Here is a 17,021-nt window from a genome sequence, read left to right as displayed (position 1 = left end):
TAAGTAAATTTCCTTGAAATATTATTTCTATACACGGGATAATAATAAGTCCGTTACAAAATCTTCAACGGATGAGGGCTTTCACTCTGATGCAAAACATCAAAACGTTATAAAAATCCCCTTAGAAATTCTCAGAAAAAAAAGAAACTTCTCCATGTAATAAAAGAAGTCCCCTGAAAATATCGCGAAAATGTAATAAAATGCGCGTGTATTTCAACGACCCGCACCGGTATCACACCAGTACAAAGGTGTTAAAAAATAAGAAAATATTTTTCCTTTATGATAATAAAATCACTCTACGATGATAATACATCAAAAACACTAGAGATTCGAAAGTATATTTAAATGAGCCGAAAGAAAAAATTGTCAAATTCTTTTCATGTATTTCTTAAAGAAACATTCAGCCGTGTCAGTCTAAAATTACTTATCCTTTCATTCTTCATGGGTATTGTAATGAAATTTTTTGGATGGACACCTCACAACCTCATACAAAAAATAATAGATTTTCTTCAATCTTTATGGGGAACAGGATTTATAACGCTTAAAAACTTCTTCCACACAACCATGATGGGCGCTATTATTGTTGTGCCTATTTTTCTCATCTTGCGCATTTTTCACAAAAAATAAACACTTTAAATATTTTTCTTAGCATTAGTCTTTTCGAAAAATCAAACGACATAAAAATCCTGTGCTCACAGCGATAATCACCGCAACAATACCATAGAGGAAACGATACTTGTGCGCCGCATAGAAAATTGTATAAGCAATATGCGCTTTAACAATTTCAAGAGTCGTTGTTGCACTATCAATAAACTGCCCATCACGAAAAAGATAAGCACGAGCCTTATAATGCCCAACAGGAATATTGGCCGGTAAACGAAAATGTGCTGTGAAAAGTTTATCAGAACCAAAACGAACACCGCCTACTTCTTCATAATAAAGACTTTTAGCTTTTTGCAGTTTTATAAGTTCATCACGAAAGATTTGTACTTTTTTCTGATCCTTTTCATCTGTTTGTAATGGCAAATAGAGTACCCCTACCCCCAAACGTTTATAATCTTCGATGCTGGTAATATCATCAATTTCACGCGTTGTAACCATAGAGTAAAAAAGAGGAACATTTTTAAAAATAAGGGAATCCGTATTAACCCATACACCGGCATTGCGTTTTTTTTCCCGCATGACCATTGGCCGAGTTTGTCCTTCCAAGCTTACAACAACATCATAACGGTTCTGTTGAGAATATAATGGATCAATATTTTCCAAAACACCAGCAATATAAAGATCACGACCAGCAAAATTTGTATCCACCGTAATCGTGTTCGTTGTGACGATAATTTGGACAGTTTCGTGATCAATTTGATCAATGAATGTTTTTTCTGTCGTCCCCACATGTGACCATGTAGAAAAAGAAACAAAACAAAAGCAACTTGCAATGATGCATAAAGAAAATAATCTACCCATTTTTATCTCATAAGAATATCCAGAGAGAAAAGATTATCAGGGCGTACAAATAATTGAAAAGCAAGACGCATACACACAATCAACACCAAACATGCAAGGGCCATACGCAATTGTTCAGCCTTTAACTTCCGTCCAGCCCGTGTTCCATATTGTGCGCCAATACTTCCTCCAAGCATTAACAAGAAAGCCAAAACAATATCAACGGACTGATGAGTCATACTTTGCAAAATTGTCGTGAAAGAAGACACAAATGTAATCTGAAAAAGTGAAGTCCCTATCACAACACTGGTTGGAACACGCAGAAGGTAAATCAATGCCGGTATCATAAAAAATCCCCCACCAATTCCCATAATAGAAGACAACAACCCAACAATGAGACCAATCCCTAACACTGGAATAATACTGACATAGATCATAGAAGCTCGGAAACGCATTTTTAACGGTAAGCGATGAATCCAGTTATGTCGATGTCGACTTGCAAGACGAACATTGGCTTTTCCTAATCTACGCTTGCGTATCATATCATACCAACTTTCAACAATCATCAAGCTTCCTATACTTCCAAGAAGAATCACATAAAGAAGCGAAATCATGAGGTCTAATTGACCTAATTTTTTCAAAACAGAAAAAATCTGAATCCCGATTAACGAACCGATCCCTCCTCCAATCGCCAAAATAATACCAAGTTTGATATCAAGAGTCCGCCGTCTAAAATGTGTAATCGCCCCCGTTACAGATGATGCAATCATCTGGTTAGCGCCTGTTCCAACAGCAATAGCAGGAGGAATATTATAAAAAATCAATAAAGGCGTGATGAGAAAACCACCCCCAATGCCAAAAAGACCTGAAAAAAAACCAGCAACGACTCCCATACCAATCAAGATCAGCATATTGAGTGACATTTCAGCAATTGGTAAATAAATACTCACAGGCAGAACCTTTAAGATAATTTGAGGCTTTTTTAGCAATTGGAGGATCTTTCTCCAACTCTCCCTTTTCCAATAATCTCTGTTGCGTGTTTAAAAGGGATGATTTTAATTGCCATAGCTTCCGCACAATTTACGAATGCATAATATATTTCACATCTATTAACATCAACAGCGTAAAAACTAAAAAAAACGAGCTCCTTTTAAAAAGCTATAAAAACATAACGTTATCGCACCCATAAATGCAACGGTTAAAAAACAAAGGACACTTTTTTTTATAAAAACAGATAAAAAAGAGACATGTCTGCGAGACTGCGCCTTTAAGGGAGGAGAAAAATCATTCTCCATGCAATGATGAGATTCTGGGCAATGGTTAGATGCTGGAATCTCCATACTCTTTTCTTCTATCACAGTATGCTCCGCTGCTCCTTCAGTCTTTTTAAAAGAAGACTTCAGAGCATCCCTTGGCAAAAGGGCCTCACTTGGCAAAAGTGCATCACTGGATAGAGAGCTTTTATTTTCTTGCTGCAACGCATTTTCAATATTTATTTGACGTGGTGTTATACTGTTTTGTCTTGAAAAATTTTGTGCCTTTTGAAGGTATAAGCGTTCTTGATTTTCCTCACACTCCATATGAGCAAGTTTTTGTACAACAGAATCAGATAATTTTGAACGAGACATCCGTCGTGTTATCGCTGCTGCTTCTAAACTTTTTTTTTCACTCTGCAAACTTTGAATAAGTGTTTTAATCTGTTCTAAAGACTCAAAAAGTCTTTTTTCCCTTTGGCGACGAATATAATATTCAGCCAAAATGGCCCGACTAATATCATCTAAGTAAGATTTAAAATGTTCTTCGACAGCCCCGTGCTGGTTCAAAGGACGAGGTGAATGTTTCATTTGCATTTGTGCATAAACAGTGCGTAATTTTTGAGCAATATCCGACATTGTTACTTCCACAGGCGTATCCACTCTTGTATCCATTCTCCCCTTCTGCTCAATAAAAGAAGAGAATTGATCACTCCGAACCTGATTAGCTGCCTGGTCGATCGTATGACCCTTCGTATTCACAAATGCTTACCCCTCATTAACCTTTTTGAAAAGAATCACAAGAAATGATGAGAAAGTATGCTCTATTTTAGTAAATAGAGCTTTAAGAACTCCCTCAATTTTTTGTTAGAAATATTTTTCCCAATCTTTATCTACAATATTTGCTTAATATTCATCCCAACTATTTGAAAGAAAGATCTTTAATTTTTCTACCCTTAAGATTTGAAGCGTAAAATCATTTCCCCATTTTTATTTTTTTGCTTCATTTTTCATCGTATAAAGTCCCTATTGCACCATCATAAACAAAGCCTATGAAACGAAAAAAGAATATTCTCACAAGACAGATTATTTTTTTACTTTTTATTCAAGCAAATAAAGCAATTATAAAAATGCAAAAGAGATGACGATTGAAAATGACGACAAGAAAGTACAAGTAAACATAAAAAAGCTTATATGAAAGAGAACACAAGTTATAAATGAGATTTCATTCTAAACAATTTGGTTTCTTATGATTATTGCTATAAACTTGTGACCAGACAAACAAAGAGGATCATCATGAAGATAATTGTCGCTGTCAAACGTGTTGTTGATTATAACATCAAGATACGCGTCAAGCCCGATAACACAGGCGTTGATCTATCTCATGTAAAAATGTCTATGAATCCCTTTGACGAAATAGCCGTTGAGGAGGCAATTCGCCAAAAAGAATCTGGTAAAATTTCAGAAGTTGTTCTTGTTTCAATTGGACCAGAAACAGCCCAAGAAACTTTACGAACAGGACTTGCCATGGGGGCTGATCGCGCACTTCTTGTCACAACAGATCAAACACTTGAACCCTTAAGCATCGCTAAGGTTCTCAAAGCCATTGTTCATGAAGAAAAACCCGATATGGTCTTTTTAGGAAAACAAGCAATTGATGACGATAACAACCAAACTGGACAAATGCTCGCCGCTCTTCTTGGTTGGGGACAGGCAACTTTTGCCTCACATCTTAACATAGAAGATGGGCATGCTACCGTTACACGTGAGGTTGATAATGGAACACAAACCCTTTGCCTTCCCCTTCCCATGGTTATGACGACCGATCTGCGGCTCAATGAACCGCGTTACACCTCTCTCCCCAATATCATGAAAGCAAAAAAGAAAATCATTGAACAAAAAACTCTTGCTGATCTTGGCATTGATACGAAAGCACGCTTAACAATTTTAAGTGTTGAAGAGCCCAAACCCCGTCAGTCTGGGATTAAAGTCGCTAATGTGGCAGAGCTTGTCAGTGCACTAAAACAAAAAAGCTGCATTTAATATTCTCTAAAGTAAAAGCAATACTCACATAAAAGGGTAAAAATTTATGGCAATTCTTTTATTAGCCGATCATCATACAGAAGAAACCGCAAAAGCACTCACCGCTGCGCACGCACTCAAAAGCGATATCGATATTTTAGTTTGCGGAGAAAACATTCAAACAATAGCGGAAAAGAGTGCTAAACTTAACGGTGTGCGGCAAGTTCTTATTGCTGACGCTGACTATTTAGCCCATCAACTTGCCGAGCCTATGGCCAATACAATTATCACATTAGCCAATGATTATGATGTGATCATGGCGCCATCCAGCAGTACTGGAAAAAATGTGATGCCACGCGTAGCAGCCCTTCTTGATCTTATGCAAATTTCAGATATTACCGCCGTTCTTTCACCCGATACCTTCAAACGGCCCATTTATGCAGGCAATGCAGTTGAAACTGTCCGCAGCAATGATCACAAAAAGATCATCACCGTTCGCACAGCCTCTTTCCCACCAACGCCTTCTCAAAATAATTCTGCACCCATTAAAACAATAACACCAGCGCCCAATCCCAATCTTTCGTCTTTCGTAAAAGCAGAAACTAACAAAAGTGATCGTCCTGATCTTACTTCTGCACGTGTTATTATCTCAGGGGGACGTGGTCTTGGTTCACAAGAACGATTTATGGACCTTCTTCTTCCCCTTGCAAACAAATTAAATGCTGCTTTAGGTGCCAGCCGCGCAGCCGTTGACGCAGGCTATGCTCCCAATGATTGGCAAATTGGACAAACAGGAAAAGTCGTTGCCCCTGAACTCTATATCGCTGTTGGCATTTCCGGTGCAATCCAGCATTTAGCCGGTATAATGGATGCACAAATTATTGTTGCTATTAATAAAGATGAAGAAGCACCCATCATGCAAATTGCCGATTACGCCCTTGTCGGTGATCTCCACCAAATTATTCCAGAATTGGAGAAAGCTTTATAAACCATGAAAGCACCTCTGCATGACCAGCGTGAAAGTATGGAGTTTGACATCGTCATTGTCGGAGCAGGTCCTGCAGGGCTTTCTGCTGCCATTCGTCTGAAACAAATTAACCCTGATCTTTCTGTCACAATTGTTGAAAAAGGGACTGAAGTTGGAGCCCATATTCTCTCTGGCGCCGTTGTTGATCCCATCGGTATTGATACACTCTTACCGGAATGGAGAAGTGACCACGACCATCCCTTCACAACCCCTGTTACCCGTGACCAATTTTTTTTTCTAAAGCCTCAAAAAGCAACACGATTGCCCAATATCTTGCACCCCAAAATCTTATCCAATGACGGGTGTTATATCGTTTCACTTGGGAATGTTTGCCGCTGGCTAAGCAAAAAAGCCGAAGCACTGGGTGTAGAAATTTATCCAGGTTTTACCGCAACAGAAACCATCCAGAATGAGAACGGAGCCATCATTGGTGTTCTCACGGGGGATATGGGACGTAATAAAGATGGAACCCCTGGAAAAAATTATATGCCTGGTATGGCATTATTGGCAAAATATACACTAATTGCGGAAGGCGCCCGCGGCTCTATTGCAAAACAACTGATACAGCATTTTAACCTTAGCAAAAATCGTGAACCCCAGAAATTTGGTCTCGGTCTCAAAGAGCTCTGGACAATTGAACCGCAAAAACACCAACGCGGTTTAGTGCAACATTTCACCGGTTGGCCCTTAGACAATCATACCGGTGGGGGTGGTTTTCTTTATCACCAAGAAAACAATATCATTTCTATCGGTTTTGTTGTGCACTTAGATTACAAAAATCCTTATCTTTCTCCCTTTGAAGAATTTCAACGTTTTAAAACCCATCCAAAACTCTATGAAATCTTCCAAGGGGCAAAACGCCTTTCCTACGGGGCGCGTGTGATCAGTGAAGGAGGATGGCAATCTGTACCAAAACTCACCTTTCCTGGTGGAGTACTTATTGGCTGCTCGGCTGGCTTTGTCAATGTTCCTCGTATCAAAGGATCACACAATGCCATCTTATCAGGCATATTAGCCGCCGATAAAATTGCTACCGCTCTCGCACAAGGTCGCGCCCATGATGAAGTCAAAGAAATCGAAGAACAATGGCGAAAAGGGCCCATCGGCAAAGATCTTTATAAAGTGCGAAATGCCAAACCGCTATGGGCAAAATATGGGACAAAATATGGGATTCAACTTGCCGGTTTTGATATGTGGTGGCAACAACTGTTCGGATTTTCCTTATTTAAAACACTCTCCCATGGCAAGGAAGATTATGCCTGTCTTGAACCTGCAGAAAAATTTCAACCCATTGCTTACCCAAAACCCGATGGTATTATAACTTTTGACCGCCTTACAAGTGTTGCCCTTTCCAATACGCACCATGAAGAAAATCAACCTTGTCATTTAAAAATAGCCTCTTTAGAAAAACAAAAGGACTCCGAATATGCAATCTATGGAGGACCTTCTACACACTATTGCCCCGCCGCTGTCTACGAATGGCTAGAGTCTCATAATCATCTAACGTATAGGATCAATGCTTCAAATTGCATACATTGTAAAACGTGCGACATTAAAGACCCAAACCAAAACATCACATGGACCTGTCCGCAAGGCAGCGAAGGTCCCTTCTACCCCAATATGTAACCTCTCTCCCGCCAATATCATCATTGTTCGTTCTCCTAAAATTGAAATAGACAAAACGCAATGGATCAAAATATTTCCCTTAAGAATCAGAAATCTATCAATCACCTTCATGCATTAAGCTCTTTCACGATACAAAAAGTTATCCTCTTGTGAAGTGATCAACGATTTCATCAAGGAAGACTGAGCAAATAAGCCGTTGTAATGATAAAAATCTGCTGGTAAAAAGTGAGCAAAAATAACTTATGAGTACGGATAAAAATCTTATTGTGGTAAGGGAAATTTGATGAAGAGAAAAGAGCATGTGTGAAAAAGCATATTTTATAGGTACGCATGCTTATTCGGCCCCCATCATAGAACCAGGGCTTTATCTTGTAGCAACGCCTATTGGAAATCTTGCAGATATTACGCTTCGTGCTTTGCAAGTGCTGGCAGGTGTTGATATTTTAGCGTGTGAGGATACGCGGGTAACACGTATTTTGTTGCAACGTTACGGTATTCAAAAAAAAGCTTTTCTTTATCATGAATATAATGCGCAAAAAGCAGGTCCAAAGCTCTTAGCGGCTTTAGCGGAAAATAAAACGGTAGCGCTTATTTCAGATGCGGGAACACCGCTTATCTCTGATCCTGGATTTCGATTAGTTGAAGAAGCCCGTAAGGGAGGTCATAAAATTATTCCGATCCCTGGAGCCTCCGCTCTTTTAGCGGCTCTGATACCGACAGGGCTTCCGACCGATAGCTTTTTCTTTGCAGGTTTTTTGAGTGCCCGCAAAGCACAGCGTCAAAAACGATTGGAACAATTAAAAGAGATTCCAGCGACTTTGATTTTTTATGAATCACCGCATCGACTTGTTGAAACTTTACAGGATATGGTCGCTCTTTTTTCAGCGGATAGACCTGCCGCCATTTGTCGTGAATTAACCAAAAAATTTGAAACTATAGACGTTTCTAATTTGGGAAGTTTGTTGGAGAGTTATAAAAAACAGACACAAATTCGTGGGGAAATTGTCGTGCTTGTTGGAGAGTCATCATCGCCTTCTTTAAATGTAATAAGTGATCAAGAAATTGATGAAATATTATTAGAACACGCACAGACACATTCCGCGGCTCAAGCCGCAGCTTTAGTTGCAAAAAAGACCGGGTTTAAAAAGCAGGAACTTTTTCAGCGGTTAATTTTTCTAAAAAATGCGTAAGACAATACAAAAAAAACAGAGACAAAAGTCTTTTTATCGAGGGATTCGCGCAGAAAAATTGGCCGCTTGGTGGTTGCGTTTTAAAGGATTTCACATAGCCGAAATGCGTTTTAAAACAAAGTGTGGGGAAATTGATTTAATTGCACGACGCGGAAATCTTGTGTTAATTGTTGAAGTTAAAGCACGTTCAACGTTGATGGAAGCAATGGAAGCGGTTTCCCGTATGAATGAAAGACGAATTGAGGCAGCCGCCGATATTTGGCTCGCACGACAAAAAGATTATGCCCTTTTATCTGTACGCTTTGATTTGATTGCAATTTTACCTTGGCGTTTGCCACAGCATATCCCCGCATTTTTTACCTCTGATCAATAAGAAGCGCCCCACGTTTTAACCATACTCAATAAAAAACATTTCTCCTTTATGTATATATGCGTTAAAAAGTCTATAACCGTTTGAGCGCTATAAGGAGCGAAATATGGATGATTATGAAAAATTTGCAACAGGTTTGCTCATTGTTTTTGGAGCGCTGATTATTGGTGGTTTAATGGCAATGCATATTGTACTGATGAATAAACCAGGTTTTTTATTTGCATTAGCCGCAGCTATTGTTGGTTGGTTTTCTGCTTTTGCCGTTCTGTTTGACAAACCAAAAATCTATTTGGGGTTGATTATTCTTGCAATGCTCTGTGTTGCTTCTTCAATTAGCATTTATGTTAGTTAAAACACCTGAAATATTGATTGAGATTCCTTTAAAAATGCAAAACTGAGGAATAAAAATGAAACTTGGCTTTTTGGGAACAGGCACAATCAGCGCTTGCATAATCGATGGACTCATGACAAGCGCCTTTAATGTTTCTTCCATTATTGTTTCACCGCGCAATGCACAAACAGCAGAGCATCTTTCACGCACTTATGATAAGGTTATGATTGCAGAAAATAACCAAGCATTGCTCGATGTGAGTGATTGTGTTTTTCTTTGTTTACCCAACCAAATTGCAGAAGGCGTTTTACGCTCTCTTCGTTTTCGTCCAGAACAGTTGGTTATTTCCGTTCTCGCTATGGCAAAAGCAGCAGAAGTGGAAGCGTGGATCAACCATAAAGTTTATCGTGCTGTTCCGTTACCATTTGTCGCAGAGTGCAAAAATTTGACACCCATTTATCCTGATCATCCCTTTTTACGCAGTTTATTTGATGCATTGGGCGGTACCTTGGTGCTAGAGGAGGAAGAACACTTTAATCTTTTTATGACAGCGGGTTCTCTTATGGGGGTGTATTTTAATTTTATAGAAACAGCCCATCAATGGTTTATAACCCAAGGGTTAAAAAAACAGCAATCAGCAGAGTTTCTTACCATGATGTTTGGAAATCTTACGGATGAAATGCGTAAAATTATAGCAACGGATCGTTCTCCCTCTCTTAATTTTGCACTGCTTGAAAAAGAGTTTTCAACAAAGGGGGGAACAAATGAATTTTTGTCAAATTATTTTTCTCATCAAGGAGGAAGAAGAGCTTTAACCACAGCTCTTGAAGCGACTTTACAAAAAATGAACGCTTCTAAAAAGACTTGATCAACATTTTTCTCATCTCAATAAAGAGAGAATTATGGATCGATTCATTTAGCTTTTTGTAAACATGAATTGATAAAATTGCCTGCTATAGCTCTTTCAAGAGCAAAACAAACGGACTTTTTAAATGTCTATCTCTTTGAATTAACCCATCCATTTAATTAACATGAATAGAAATAAATTTTTTGACTCATTTTCAAGATACTTTTATAGTACCAAATTTCTTATAAGAAGATCATTTATCCTTTAACATTTGAATGAAAAGACTGACAAAGTCTTTTCCCATTTTTCTTTCTTTTATAAGGAGCAATTATTTTGATGTCTTTCATCGTTGTGTTTTAGCAAACTTTCTTAAACAAACATACATTTACAAGAGTTTATTTTTTATTTGATCAACAATTGTACGATACAGTTGAGTATGCTCGCCATCAGGCTGAGCAACAAAAATAGGGATTCCCTCATCTGAAGAAAATCGTAAAGCTGCATCAAGCGGTATTTCTGCTAAGAAAGGAACCTCTCGACGTTCCGCTTCTCCCCGCGCACCACCATGACCAAAAATATCGTAGCGTTTTCCTGTATCAGGAGCGATAAAATAACTCATATTCTCAATCAATCCTAAAATAGGAACATTAACTTTCATAAACATTTCTATCGCTTTACGTGCATCAACTAAAGCAAGATCCTGAGGTGTAGAAACAACCAACGCACCGGTTAATTGTACCTGTTGCGCAAGCGTTAGTTGTGCATCTCCTGTACCCGGTGGCATATCGACGACTAAAATGTCCAAAGGTCCCCATACAACATCTCGTAACAATTGCGTTACAGCGGCCATAACCATAGGACCACGCCATACCACCGGCTTTTCTTCCTCAACTAAAAAGCCCATTGACATTAATTTAAGACCGAATTTTTCAAGAGGTTGAATCTTTTTTCCTCCCATGAGCTGTGGTTTTTGGTTAACAAGTCCTGTCAAACGTGGCAAAGATGGACCATAGATATCTGCATCCATCACCCCTGTTTTAAAACCTGAATTTTGTAAAGCCAAGGCGATATTGATCGCCATCGTCGATTTTCCCACCCCTCCTTTTCCAGAAGCAACAGCCATGACATGACGCACACCTTCTATGGGCATTTTCACAGGCAAGAGATTCGCTCTACGTCGAGGCGTTCCCTTTATTGTTTTTTCTGCTGTAAGCGTGACAACAACAGATTGGACCCCCTCCAAAGCACACACCAACTCCTCAGCAGAACGGCGCAATGATTCCCATTCTTGTACACGTCCATCAGGAACTGTAATGGAAAAGAACACCTTGCCATCAGCAATTAATATTTCTGAAAGAAGTCCCAACGATACAATATCGCTTTCAAGATCTGGTCCTTTGATTTTACGTAATACGTTACGGACAGCCTCACTTGTGATAGGATCCACGCTCTTTCCTCTCTATAAAATACCAACAAATACAAGCATACGAACGAAAAAATACTGACAGGTTCATCACCGAACATTTTCTACTTTAGTTTAAGAGTTACAAAGTATAAATGACTTACATTTTATCTCTTTTAAAACACAAAACCACCCTTAAATAAAAAAAACTCAGGCACAAAATCTGCTATTATAAAGACTATCAGTCACGTTTGTGCGCCAACACTTTAATGAATATTTTGATAAGGATTTTATAAAACACAAAACTTAAAAAAAATTCTTAATATCAAAGTATTTTTTAAATTGAGCATACAATAATCTGTCATGCTTTCTTTAAATCTTTAACGTTCTTGTCATTCATTTTCTGTAGACTCAATCGCTATTTTCTGACATTTTTAAAGTATCATAAAAAAGTGTCACAAACAGTTATAAGGTGTTTTATATTTTTTCAAGCGTAATAAAAACAATCTAAGATTGACTTTTTTTATATTTTTTCTTATGAGTTAACAGCTGTCTGATAGGATAAAATTGTTCATCACGCGCAAAACTGCTCATAAAACGAAGATTAAGAAGGGCCGCACTCCGCGGTATTTAAATAAATGAAACGTACGTACCAACCCTCTAAACTTGTCCGTAAACGCCGCCATGGATTTCGTGCACGCATGGCTACAGCTGGAGGACGTAAAGTTATTGCTGCAAGACGTGCTCGTGGACGTAAACGGCTCTCTGCTTAACCCTTTAAATTTTCACAACCGTTGAGGACTGCTCATTATTTCTTCGTTGTGAAACTTTTGTTATGAACCTCTAATGTTTGGTCAGCCAAGCATTTAGTGAAATTGCGAAATGTTCTTTTATGAAGAAAAAACATCCCTGCCGCATTCGCAAAAGAGCAGACTTTTTGGCTGTCCGTACAGGAGAGAAACGACGTGGTCCTTTATTTTTACTCGAAGTTAAATCTCGTGAACAAACAACAGAAAGAAAATCTTCTCTTGTTGCGCGTGTAGGCTTCACTGTTACCCGTAAAAACGGTAATGCTGTAAAACGTAATCGTATCAAAAGGCGCTTGCGTGAAGCCGTGAGAGTTGGTGTAACAAATCACATGGAAGCAGGGACTGACTATGTCATTGTAGCGTATCGTGACGCATTACATGCACCTTTCACATCTTTAATTAGTGAATTGAATCGGCGAATAAAACCAAAAACAAAACATCAGCAACGACAACAAGGGAATACGAATGGAATATAACCGCAATTTCTTTATCGCTATTGGCTTATCTTTCGTAGTGCTCATCGCATGGCAGTTTCTTCATGTTGCTCCCAAACAAGCAAAGTTACAAAAACAACAAGTTATCGCGCAACAACAGCAATTGTCAAAACAACAGTCAGCCCTTTCTACGACCACGACGAATTCTTCTGACGATCCCTCAACACATCAAGCAACATCGATCATCGAACACCCAATGACTCCTGAAATCCGGAAAGCTGTATTAGCCAAAACAGAGCGTGTCGCGATCAAAACAGATGAATTGGAAGGCTCTATTAATCTTGTTGGTGCACAATTTGATGATCTTTACCTCAAGAGATATCGTATAACCGTCGATAAAAAATCACCGGAAATCGATTTGCTGAATCCTAAAGGGTTCAAAACAACCTATCTTGCTGAATTTGGTTTTGCAAGTGCATCTTTGCCAGCAAAAGCCTTGCCACAACCCGATACACAGTGGCAAATAGAGGGAAACAATACAACCCTGACCCCTTCAACACCCATCACTTTAATTTATAATAATGGACAGGGACAAATCTTCCGCCGTACTCTTTCTGTTGATGATCATTACATGTTTACCATTGAGGATTCTATCAGTAATGAAAGTGATCAACCGATCTATCTCTCCTCCTATGCCCGCGTTGCACGTGCTGCACCACCAGAACATACCAATGCAACCTATTTGCTTCATGAGGGGATGATCGGTATTGCAGGGGATTCGCTCAAAACTGAAAAATATAAAACCTTAGCAGAACTTGATCCAAATCCTGATAATGGACAAAAGAGCATGACTTTTTCCAAAGTGACAGGAGGCTGGATTGGTATTACCGATAAATATTGGGCTGTAGCAGTTATTCCTCCGCAAGATAAAGAATATACAAGCCGTTTTATTTATTTTGATCGTTTGCAAACGCATTATCAATCTGACTTGCTAGGATCGCCTTTAACGATTGCCCCCAATGAAACAAAAACCGTTACAAATCGTCTTTTTGCTGGTGCAAAACAAGTTGAAATCATTAATCACTATCAAAATGACCTAAAAATCAACAAGTTTGCTCTCTTAATTGATTGGGGTTGGTTTGATTTCATCACAAAACCCATGTTTGCCCTCATTGACATTCTTTATAAGCAAACAGGAAATTTTGGTATTGCCATCCTTCTGGTTACAGTGCTCTTAAAAACACTTCTTTTCCCTCTCGCCAATAAATCTTATAAATCTATGGCGCGCATGAAGCTTCTACAACCGCGGTTGCTAGAAATAAAAGAAAAATATCCTGATGACCGGAACAAACAACAGCAAGCAATCATAGAACTGTATAAAACCGAAAAAATTAATCCCCTTGCCGGTTGTTGGCCGATGTTGGTTCAATTTCCAATATTCTTTGCTCTTTATAAAGTTCTCTATATCACCATTGAAATGCGCCATGCTCCTTTCTTTGGCTGGATTCAAGATTTAGCAGCCCCTGATCCAACGTCTCTTTTCAACTTGTTTGGTCTCTTGCCCTATACAACGCCAGCATTTCTGATGATTGGTGCATGGCCTTTGATTATGGGAATAACGATGTTTTTACAGATGCGGATGAATCCCGCTCCTCAAGATCAAACCCAAGCAATGATTTTCACATGGATGCCTGTTGTCTTTACTTTTATGCTCGCCTCTTTCCCTGTTGGTCTTGTCATTTATTGGGCATGGAACAATATATTGTCAATCATTCAGCAAGGTATCATGATGAAGCGCCAAGGAGTTAAAATTGAGCTTTTTGACAATTTGAGAGCCATGTGGAGAAAATCACCCAAAAAAGAAGTGCAAGAATGACAAGAGATTCTTCCCTTTCTGGAATTTTTTCGCGCAATTGGGTTTTTATTCGTGGTGTCCCCGCAATACGCTTTCTCCCCCCTGAAGGGCCACCAGAAATCGCATTTGCGGGGCGTTCCAATGTTGGAAAATCCTCTTTAATCAACGCACTTGTCCAGCAAAAAGGCTTAGCACGAACCTCAAATACACCAGGACGCACACAAGAGCTGAATTATTTTGTCCCCGATGGCTTCAGTGGACAACAAGGAGACCTTCCCCCTTTTGCATTGGTAGATATGCCAGGTTATGGTTTTGCTGCTGCACCTAAAAATCTGGTTGATGCTTGGACAAATTTGATTTTTAGCTATTTACGGGGACGCACAACACTAAAGCGTGTATATCTCTTGATTGATTCACGACACGGAATCAAAAATAATGATGAAGACGTTCTTGCACTCCTTGATAAGGCAGCCGTTTCTTACCAAATTGTTTTGACAAAAAGCGATAAAATCAAATCAAACGCTTTAGAAAAATTAATGATGACCACACAAACAAAACTTCTTAAACGCCCAGCAGCGTATCCTAAGATCCTTGCAACCTCTTCAGAAAAAGTATACGGTTTGGAAGAATTACGTGCTGTCATTTTGCAAACCATTGCATAAGAGAAAGCATTCATATTATTAACAATTTATTAAGCATAATTGCCAGCAGCTGCTAATGATCTTGTACTTCTCATCAAGCACCTTTATAAAAAAGGATGACTTGAAAGAATTCTTATCCACTCTATTTAATTGTGTAAATTATGCTGACACTTTTTCACTCTCCCCTCTCCACCGCTTCGCGCTTCATACGCCTCATTCTTGGGGAATATGGTGTAGCCACTCAACTGATTGAAGAATATGAATGGGCGAGAAGACACGAATTTCTCGCTCTCAATCCCGCTGGTCATGTTCCTGTTTTTCTCGATGAACACGAGGTTCCCTTATCAGGTCCCTTTGTTATCTGTGAATATTTAGATGAGACCCATGGAAGTTTGCGACAAGAAAATAAACTCTTTCCGGAAAATCCTTTAGATCGTGCGGAAGTCCGCCGCCTCAATGACTGGTTTTTAAATAAATTTGAAAATGAAGTAACACGTCATATTGTACGAGAACGGATTCATAAACGTGAAATGCCCCTCGCCATTGGCGGTGGCGCTCCCAATTCACAAATTTTACGCAATGCACGCGCCAATATCCCACCCCATATGAACTATCTCAATTGGCTCTGTGCCTCTCGCGATAGTTTAGTGGGTTCTTCCTTATCTTATGCTGACCTAGCCGCCGCCGCCGCTGTTTCTGTCCTTGACTTTCTAGGGGAAATTGACTGGGAACAATCCCCCGCTGCCAAAGACTGGTATATGCGGATTAAATCACGACCTTCTTTTCGTTCTCTTTTAACAGATCGTGTTCGAGGAATTGTTGCAAGTACTCACTATGCTGATCTTGATTTCTAATCTCCTCTCACAAACACAAGTAAAAGTGATATTTTACCTAAAGAAGACTTCTCCGTTTATAAATTTTTATGCCTGCCTATAAATAATACAAGAATAGATTGATTCATAATCCTATTGAACAAAAAATAAGAATCCATCATAATCTTTTATTTCAAGCCCTCTTATCCTGCACCCCCAAAATTATTTTTTGCTATATCCACAAAAAGACCAATTATAGAGAAGATATTTAACAAAGGGTTTTAAAGTCTCTCTTTCAAGACAAGAGCTGCAGCACCATTAGAAAGCGAAGCCAAATAAAATAACAATGCTTAATGCATAGTTCCCCTCCATTCTTCCCAATCTATGAAAAAACGCAGTGTATAATATGCACACCATTTGCTCTTAATAAAAAAGTACCATCATGATGCGTTTTTACAAAATAACAATTTTTTCAACTGGCCTCTCTAAAAAATAAAGAATCCGATCAACGCCCGTGTGTGAACAATCCAACTTCTCAGACATCTTCCTATTTCTTCCTCCTTTTTTTTATGTGTTTTATTCATAAATAACATATTGATTTAAAATGATAAATTTTAAAATTGGATCATGAATTTTAAATACTTTTCAGGCATGATCTTCTCCACTTTAAATCTCTTTCTTAGGCGTCATAAGGTGGCTTGGGGCGCGAAAAATTGCATAAGAAAATAATAAAAATACCTATGAATCATTCCAAGATCCAAAAGCGAGCAAAGCGTATGAGAGTACTAATTTGCGCTTTTATGAAAAGTAACCGTACAGAATAGATTTTATATTATTCATGGAGATTTTCTCGTTATACCCTTCAAGCGCACCATCATAAAACGAGCTTTAAGAGCATTGAAACATATTTCTTTAAGACGAACGCATCAGTTAAGTGTATTTTATTTAAGGTGTTTATT

General features: G+C 38.7%; 17 protein-coding genes. 13 read left to right on the top strand and 4 right to left on the bottom strand.

Annotated features, from left to right (window positions below; genetic code table 11):
• The first annotated feature begins 345 nt into the window (after positions 1-345).
• On the top strand, positions 346-627 hold the full coding sequence (locus NNJ73_RS04725) for a DUF6460 domain-containing protein (RefSeq protein ID WP_254474680.1): 282 nt from the start codon (positions 346-348) through the stop codon (positions 625-627).
• Between the two features lie 24 nt (positions 628-651).
• Here NNJ73_RS04725 and NNJ73_RS04720 read toward each other — a convergent pair whose 3' ends face one another.
• The 3 genes from NNJ73_RS04720 to NNJ73_RS04710 all read right to left on the bottom strand — a co-directional run bounded on the left by NNJ73_RS04720 (position 652) and on the right by NNJ73_RS04710 (position 3,458).
• On the bottom strand, positions 652-1,464 hold the full coding sequence (locus tag NNJ73_RS04720; protein ID WP_254492932.1) for a TIGR02186 family protein: 813 nt from the start codon (positions 1,462-1,464) through the stop codon (positions 652-654).
• 2 nt (positions 1,465-1,466) lie between these two features.
• Complete coding sequence (locus NNJ73_RS04715) at positions 1,467-2,393, bottom strand: sulfite exporter TauE/SafE family protein (RefSeq protein WP_254492931.1); 927 nt, start codon at positions 2,391-2,393, stop codon at positions 1,467-1,469.
• A gap of 180 nt (positions 2,394-2,573) precedes the next feature.
• Positions 2,574-3,458 (bottom strand): hypothetical protein, encoded by an 885-nt coding sequence (locus NNJ73_RS04710; RefSeq protein WP_254492930.1) that lies wholly within the window; start codon positions 3,456-3,458, stop codon positions 2,574-2,576.
• Between the two features lie 534 nt (positions 3,459-3,992).
• Here NNJ73_RS04710 and NNJ73_RS04705 point away from each other — a divergent pair.
• From NNJ73_RS04705 to NNJ73_RS04675, 7 genes are all read left to right on the top strand, one after another.
• Positions 3,993-4,739, top strand: coding sequence for an electron transfer flavoprotein subunit beta/FixA family protein (locus NNJ73_RS04705; protein WP_254492929.1), 747 nt, complete (start codon positions 3,993-3,995; stop codon positions 4,737-4,739).
• A 46-nt stretch (positions 4,740-4,785) separates the two neighbouring features.
• Entirely contained in the window at positions 4,786-5,706 is a 921-nt protein-coding gene (locus tag NNJ73_RS04700) for an electron transfer flavoprotein subunit alpha/FixB family protein (protein ID WP_254474690.1), read from the top strand.
• A gap of 3 nt (positions 5,707-5,709) precedes the next feature.
• Positions 5,710-7,371 (top strand): electron transfer flavoprotein-ubiquinone oxidoreductase, encoded by a 1,662-nt coding sequence (locus NNJ73_RS04695; RefSeq protein ID WP_254492928.1) that lies wholly within the window; start codon positions 5,710-5,712, stop codon positions 7,369-7,371.
• Between the two features lie 299 nt (positions 7,372-7,670).
• Positions 7,671-8,561, top strand: coding sequence for a 16S rRNA (cytidine(1402)-2'-O)-methyltransferase (gene rsmI, locus NNJ73_RS04690; protein ID WP_254492927.1), 891 nt, complete (start codon positions 7,671-7,673; stop codon positions 8,559-8,561).
• A gap of 4 nt (positions 8,562-8,565) precedes the next feature.
• Entirely contained in the window at positions 8,566-8,934 is a 369-nt protein-coding gene (locus NNJ73_RS04685; RefSeq protein ID WP_254493215.1) for a YraN family protein, read from the top strand.
• A 103-nt stretch (positions 8,935-9,037) separates the two neighbouring features.
• A complete protein-coding gene (locus NNJ73_RS04680) occupies positions 9,038-9,283 on the top strand; it encodes a hypothetical protein (RefSeq protein ID WP_005773112.1) in 246 nt (81 codons plus the stop codon).
• A 55-nt stretch (positions 9,284-9,338) separates the two neighbouring features.
• Positions 9,339-10,130, top strand: coding sequence for a pyrroline-5-carboxylate reductase (locus NNJ73_RS04675; RefSeq protein ID WP_254492926.1), 792 nt, complete (start codon positions 9,339-9,341; stop codon positions 10,128-10,130).
• Between the two features lie 364 nt (positions 10,131-10,494).
• On the opposite strand, the gene NNJ73_RS04670 is transcribed toward NNJ73_RS04675, so the two are convergent.
• Positions 10,495-11,556: an Mrp/NBP35 family ATP-binding protein gene (locus NNJ73_RS04670; protein WP_254492925.1), complete on the bottom strand. Its 1,062-nt coding sequence runs from the start codon at positions 11,554-11,556 to the stop codon at positions 10,495-10,497.
• A gap of 593 nt (positions 11,557-12,149) precedes the next feature.
• Between NNJ73_RS04670 and rpmH the strand changes: the two genes are divergently transcribed.
• The 5 genes from rpmH (at position 12,150) to NNJ73_RS04645 (ending at position 16,104) form a co-directional block, all read left to right on the top strand.
• A complete protein-coding gene (rpmH, locus tag NNJ73_RS04665) occupies positions 12,150-12,284 on the top strand; it encodes a 50S ribosomal protein L34 (RefSeq protein ID WP_005864709.1) in 135 nt (44 codons plus the stop codon).
• A gap of 119 nt (positions 12,285-12,403) precedes the next feature.
• Positions 12,404-12,796, top strand: coding sequence for a ribonuclease P protein component (rnpA, locus tag NNJ73_RS04660; RefSeq protein WP_254492924.1), 393 nt, complete (start codon positions 12,404-12,406; stop codon positions 12,794-12,796).
• Positions 12,786-14,630: a membrane protein insertase YidC gene (gene yidC / locus NNJ73_RS04655; RefSeq protein WP_254492923.1), complete on the top strand. Its 1,845-nt coding sequence runs from the start codon at positions 12,786-12,788 to the stop codon at positions 14,628-14,630. Before rnpA ends, yidC begins: the two co-directional genes overlap by 11 nt.
• The gene (gene yihA, locus NNJ73_RS04650) at positions 14,627-15,271 is read left to right on the top strand and encodes a ribosome biogenesis GTP-binding protein YihA/YsxC (RefSeq protein ID WP_254492922.1); all 645 of its coding nucleotides are present in this window, start codon (positions 14,627-14,629) and stop codon (positions 15,269-15,271) included. Before yidC ends, yihA begins: the two co-directional genes overlap by 4 nt.
• Before the next feature lie 140 nt (positions 15,272-15,411).
• Positions 15,412-16,104 carry a glutathione S-transferase family protein gene (locus NNJ73_RS04645; protein ID WP_254492921.1) on the top strand — a complete coding sequence of 231 codons (693 nt, stop codon included), beginning with the start codon at positions 15,412-15,414 and terminating at the stop codon, positions 16,102-16,104.
• Positions 16,105-17,021 lie beyond the last annotated feature (917 nt).

It is taken from the genome of Bartonella sp. B1099, assembly GCF_944801835.1.
Classification (GTDB): Bacteria; Pseudomonadota; Alphaproteobacteria; order Rhizobiales; family Rhizobiaceae; genus Bartonella.
This window is presented reverse-complemented; position numbering and strand designations above follow the sequence as displayed.

Excerpts from the sequence above, each read along its gene's own strand:
- NNJ73_RS04725 (WP_254474680.1), top strand. The coding sequence starts at position 346 with ATGAGCCGAAAGAAAAAATTGTCAAATTCTTTTCATGTATTTCTTAAA.
- NNJ73_RS04720 (WP_254492932.1), bottom strand. The coding sequence starts at position 1,464 with ATGGGTAGATTATTTTCTTTATGCATCATTGCAAGTTGCTTTTGTTTT.
- NNJ73_RS04705 (WP_254492929.1), top strand. The coding sequence starts at position 3,993 with ATGAAGATAATTGTCGCTGTCAAACGTGTTGTTGATTATAACATCAAG.
- NNJ73_RS04700 (WP_254474690.1), top strand. The coding sequence starts at position 4,786 with ATGGCAATTCTTTTATTAGCCGATCATCATACAGAAGAAACCGCAAAA.
- NNJ73_RS04695 (WP_254492928.1), top strand. The coding sequence starts at position 5,710 with ATGAAAGCACCTCTGCATGACCAGCGTGAAAGTATGGAGTTTGACATC.
- rsmI (WP_254492927.1), top strand. The coding sequence starts at position 7,671 with ATGTGTGAAAAAGCATATTTTATAGGTACGCATGCTTATTCGGCCCCC.
- NNJ73_RS04680 (WP_005773112.1), top strand. The coding sequence starts at position 9,038 with ATGGATGATTATGAAAAATTTGCAACAGGTTTGCTCATTGTTTTTGGA.
- NNJ73_RS04675 (WP_254492926.1), top strand. The coding sequence starts at position 9,339 with ATGAAACTTGGCTTTTTGGGAACAGGCACAATCAGCGCTTGCATAATC.
- rpmH (WP_005864709.1), top strand. The coding sequence starts at position 12,150 with ATGAAACGTACGTACCAACCCTCTAAACTTGTCCGTAAACGCCGCCAT.
- rnpA (WP_254492924.1), top strand. The coding sequence starts at position 12,404 with ATGAAGAAAAAACATCCCTGCCGCATTCGCAAAAGAGCAGACTTTTTG.
- yidC (WP_254492923.1), top strand. The coding sequence starts at position 12,786 with ATGGAATATAACCGCAATTTCTTTATCGCTATTGGCTTATCTTTCGTA.
- yihA (WP_254492922.1), top strand. The coding sequence starts at position 14,627 with ATGACAAGAGATTCTTCCCTTTCTGGAATTTTTTCGCGCAATTGGGTT.
- NNJ73_RS04645 (WP_254492921.1), top strand. The coding sequence starts at position 15,412 with ATGCTGACACTTTTTCACTCTCCCCTCTCCACCGCTTCGCGCTTCATA.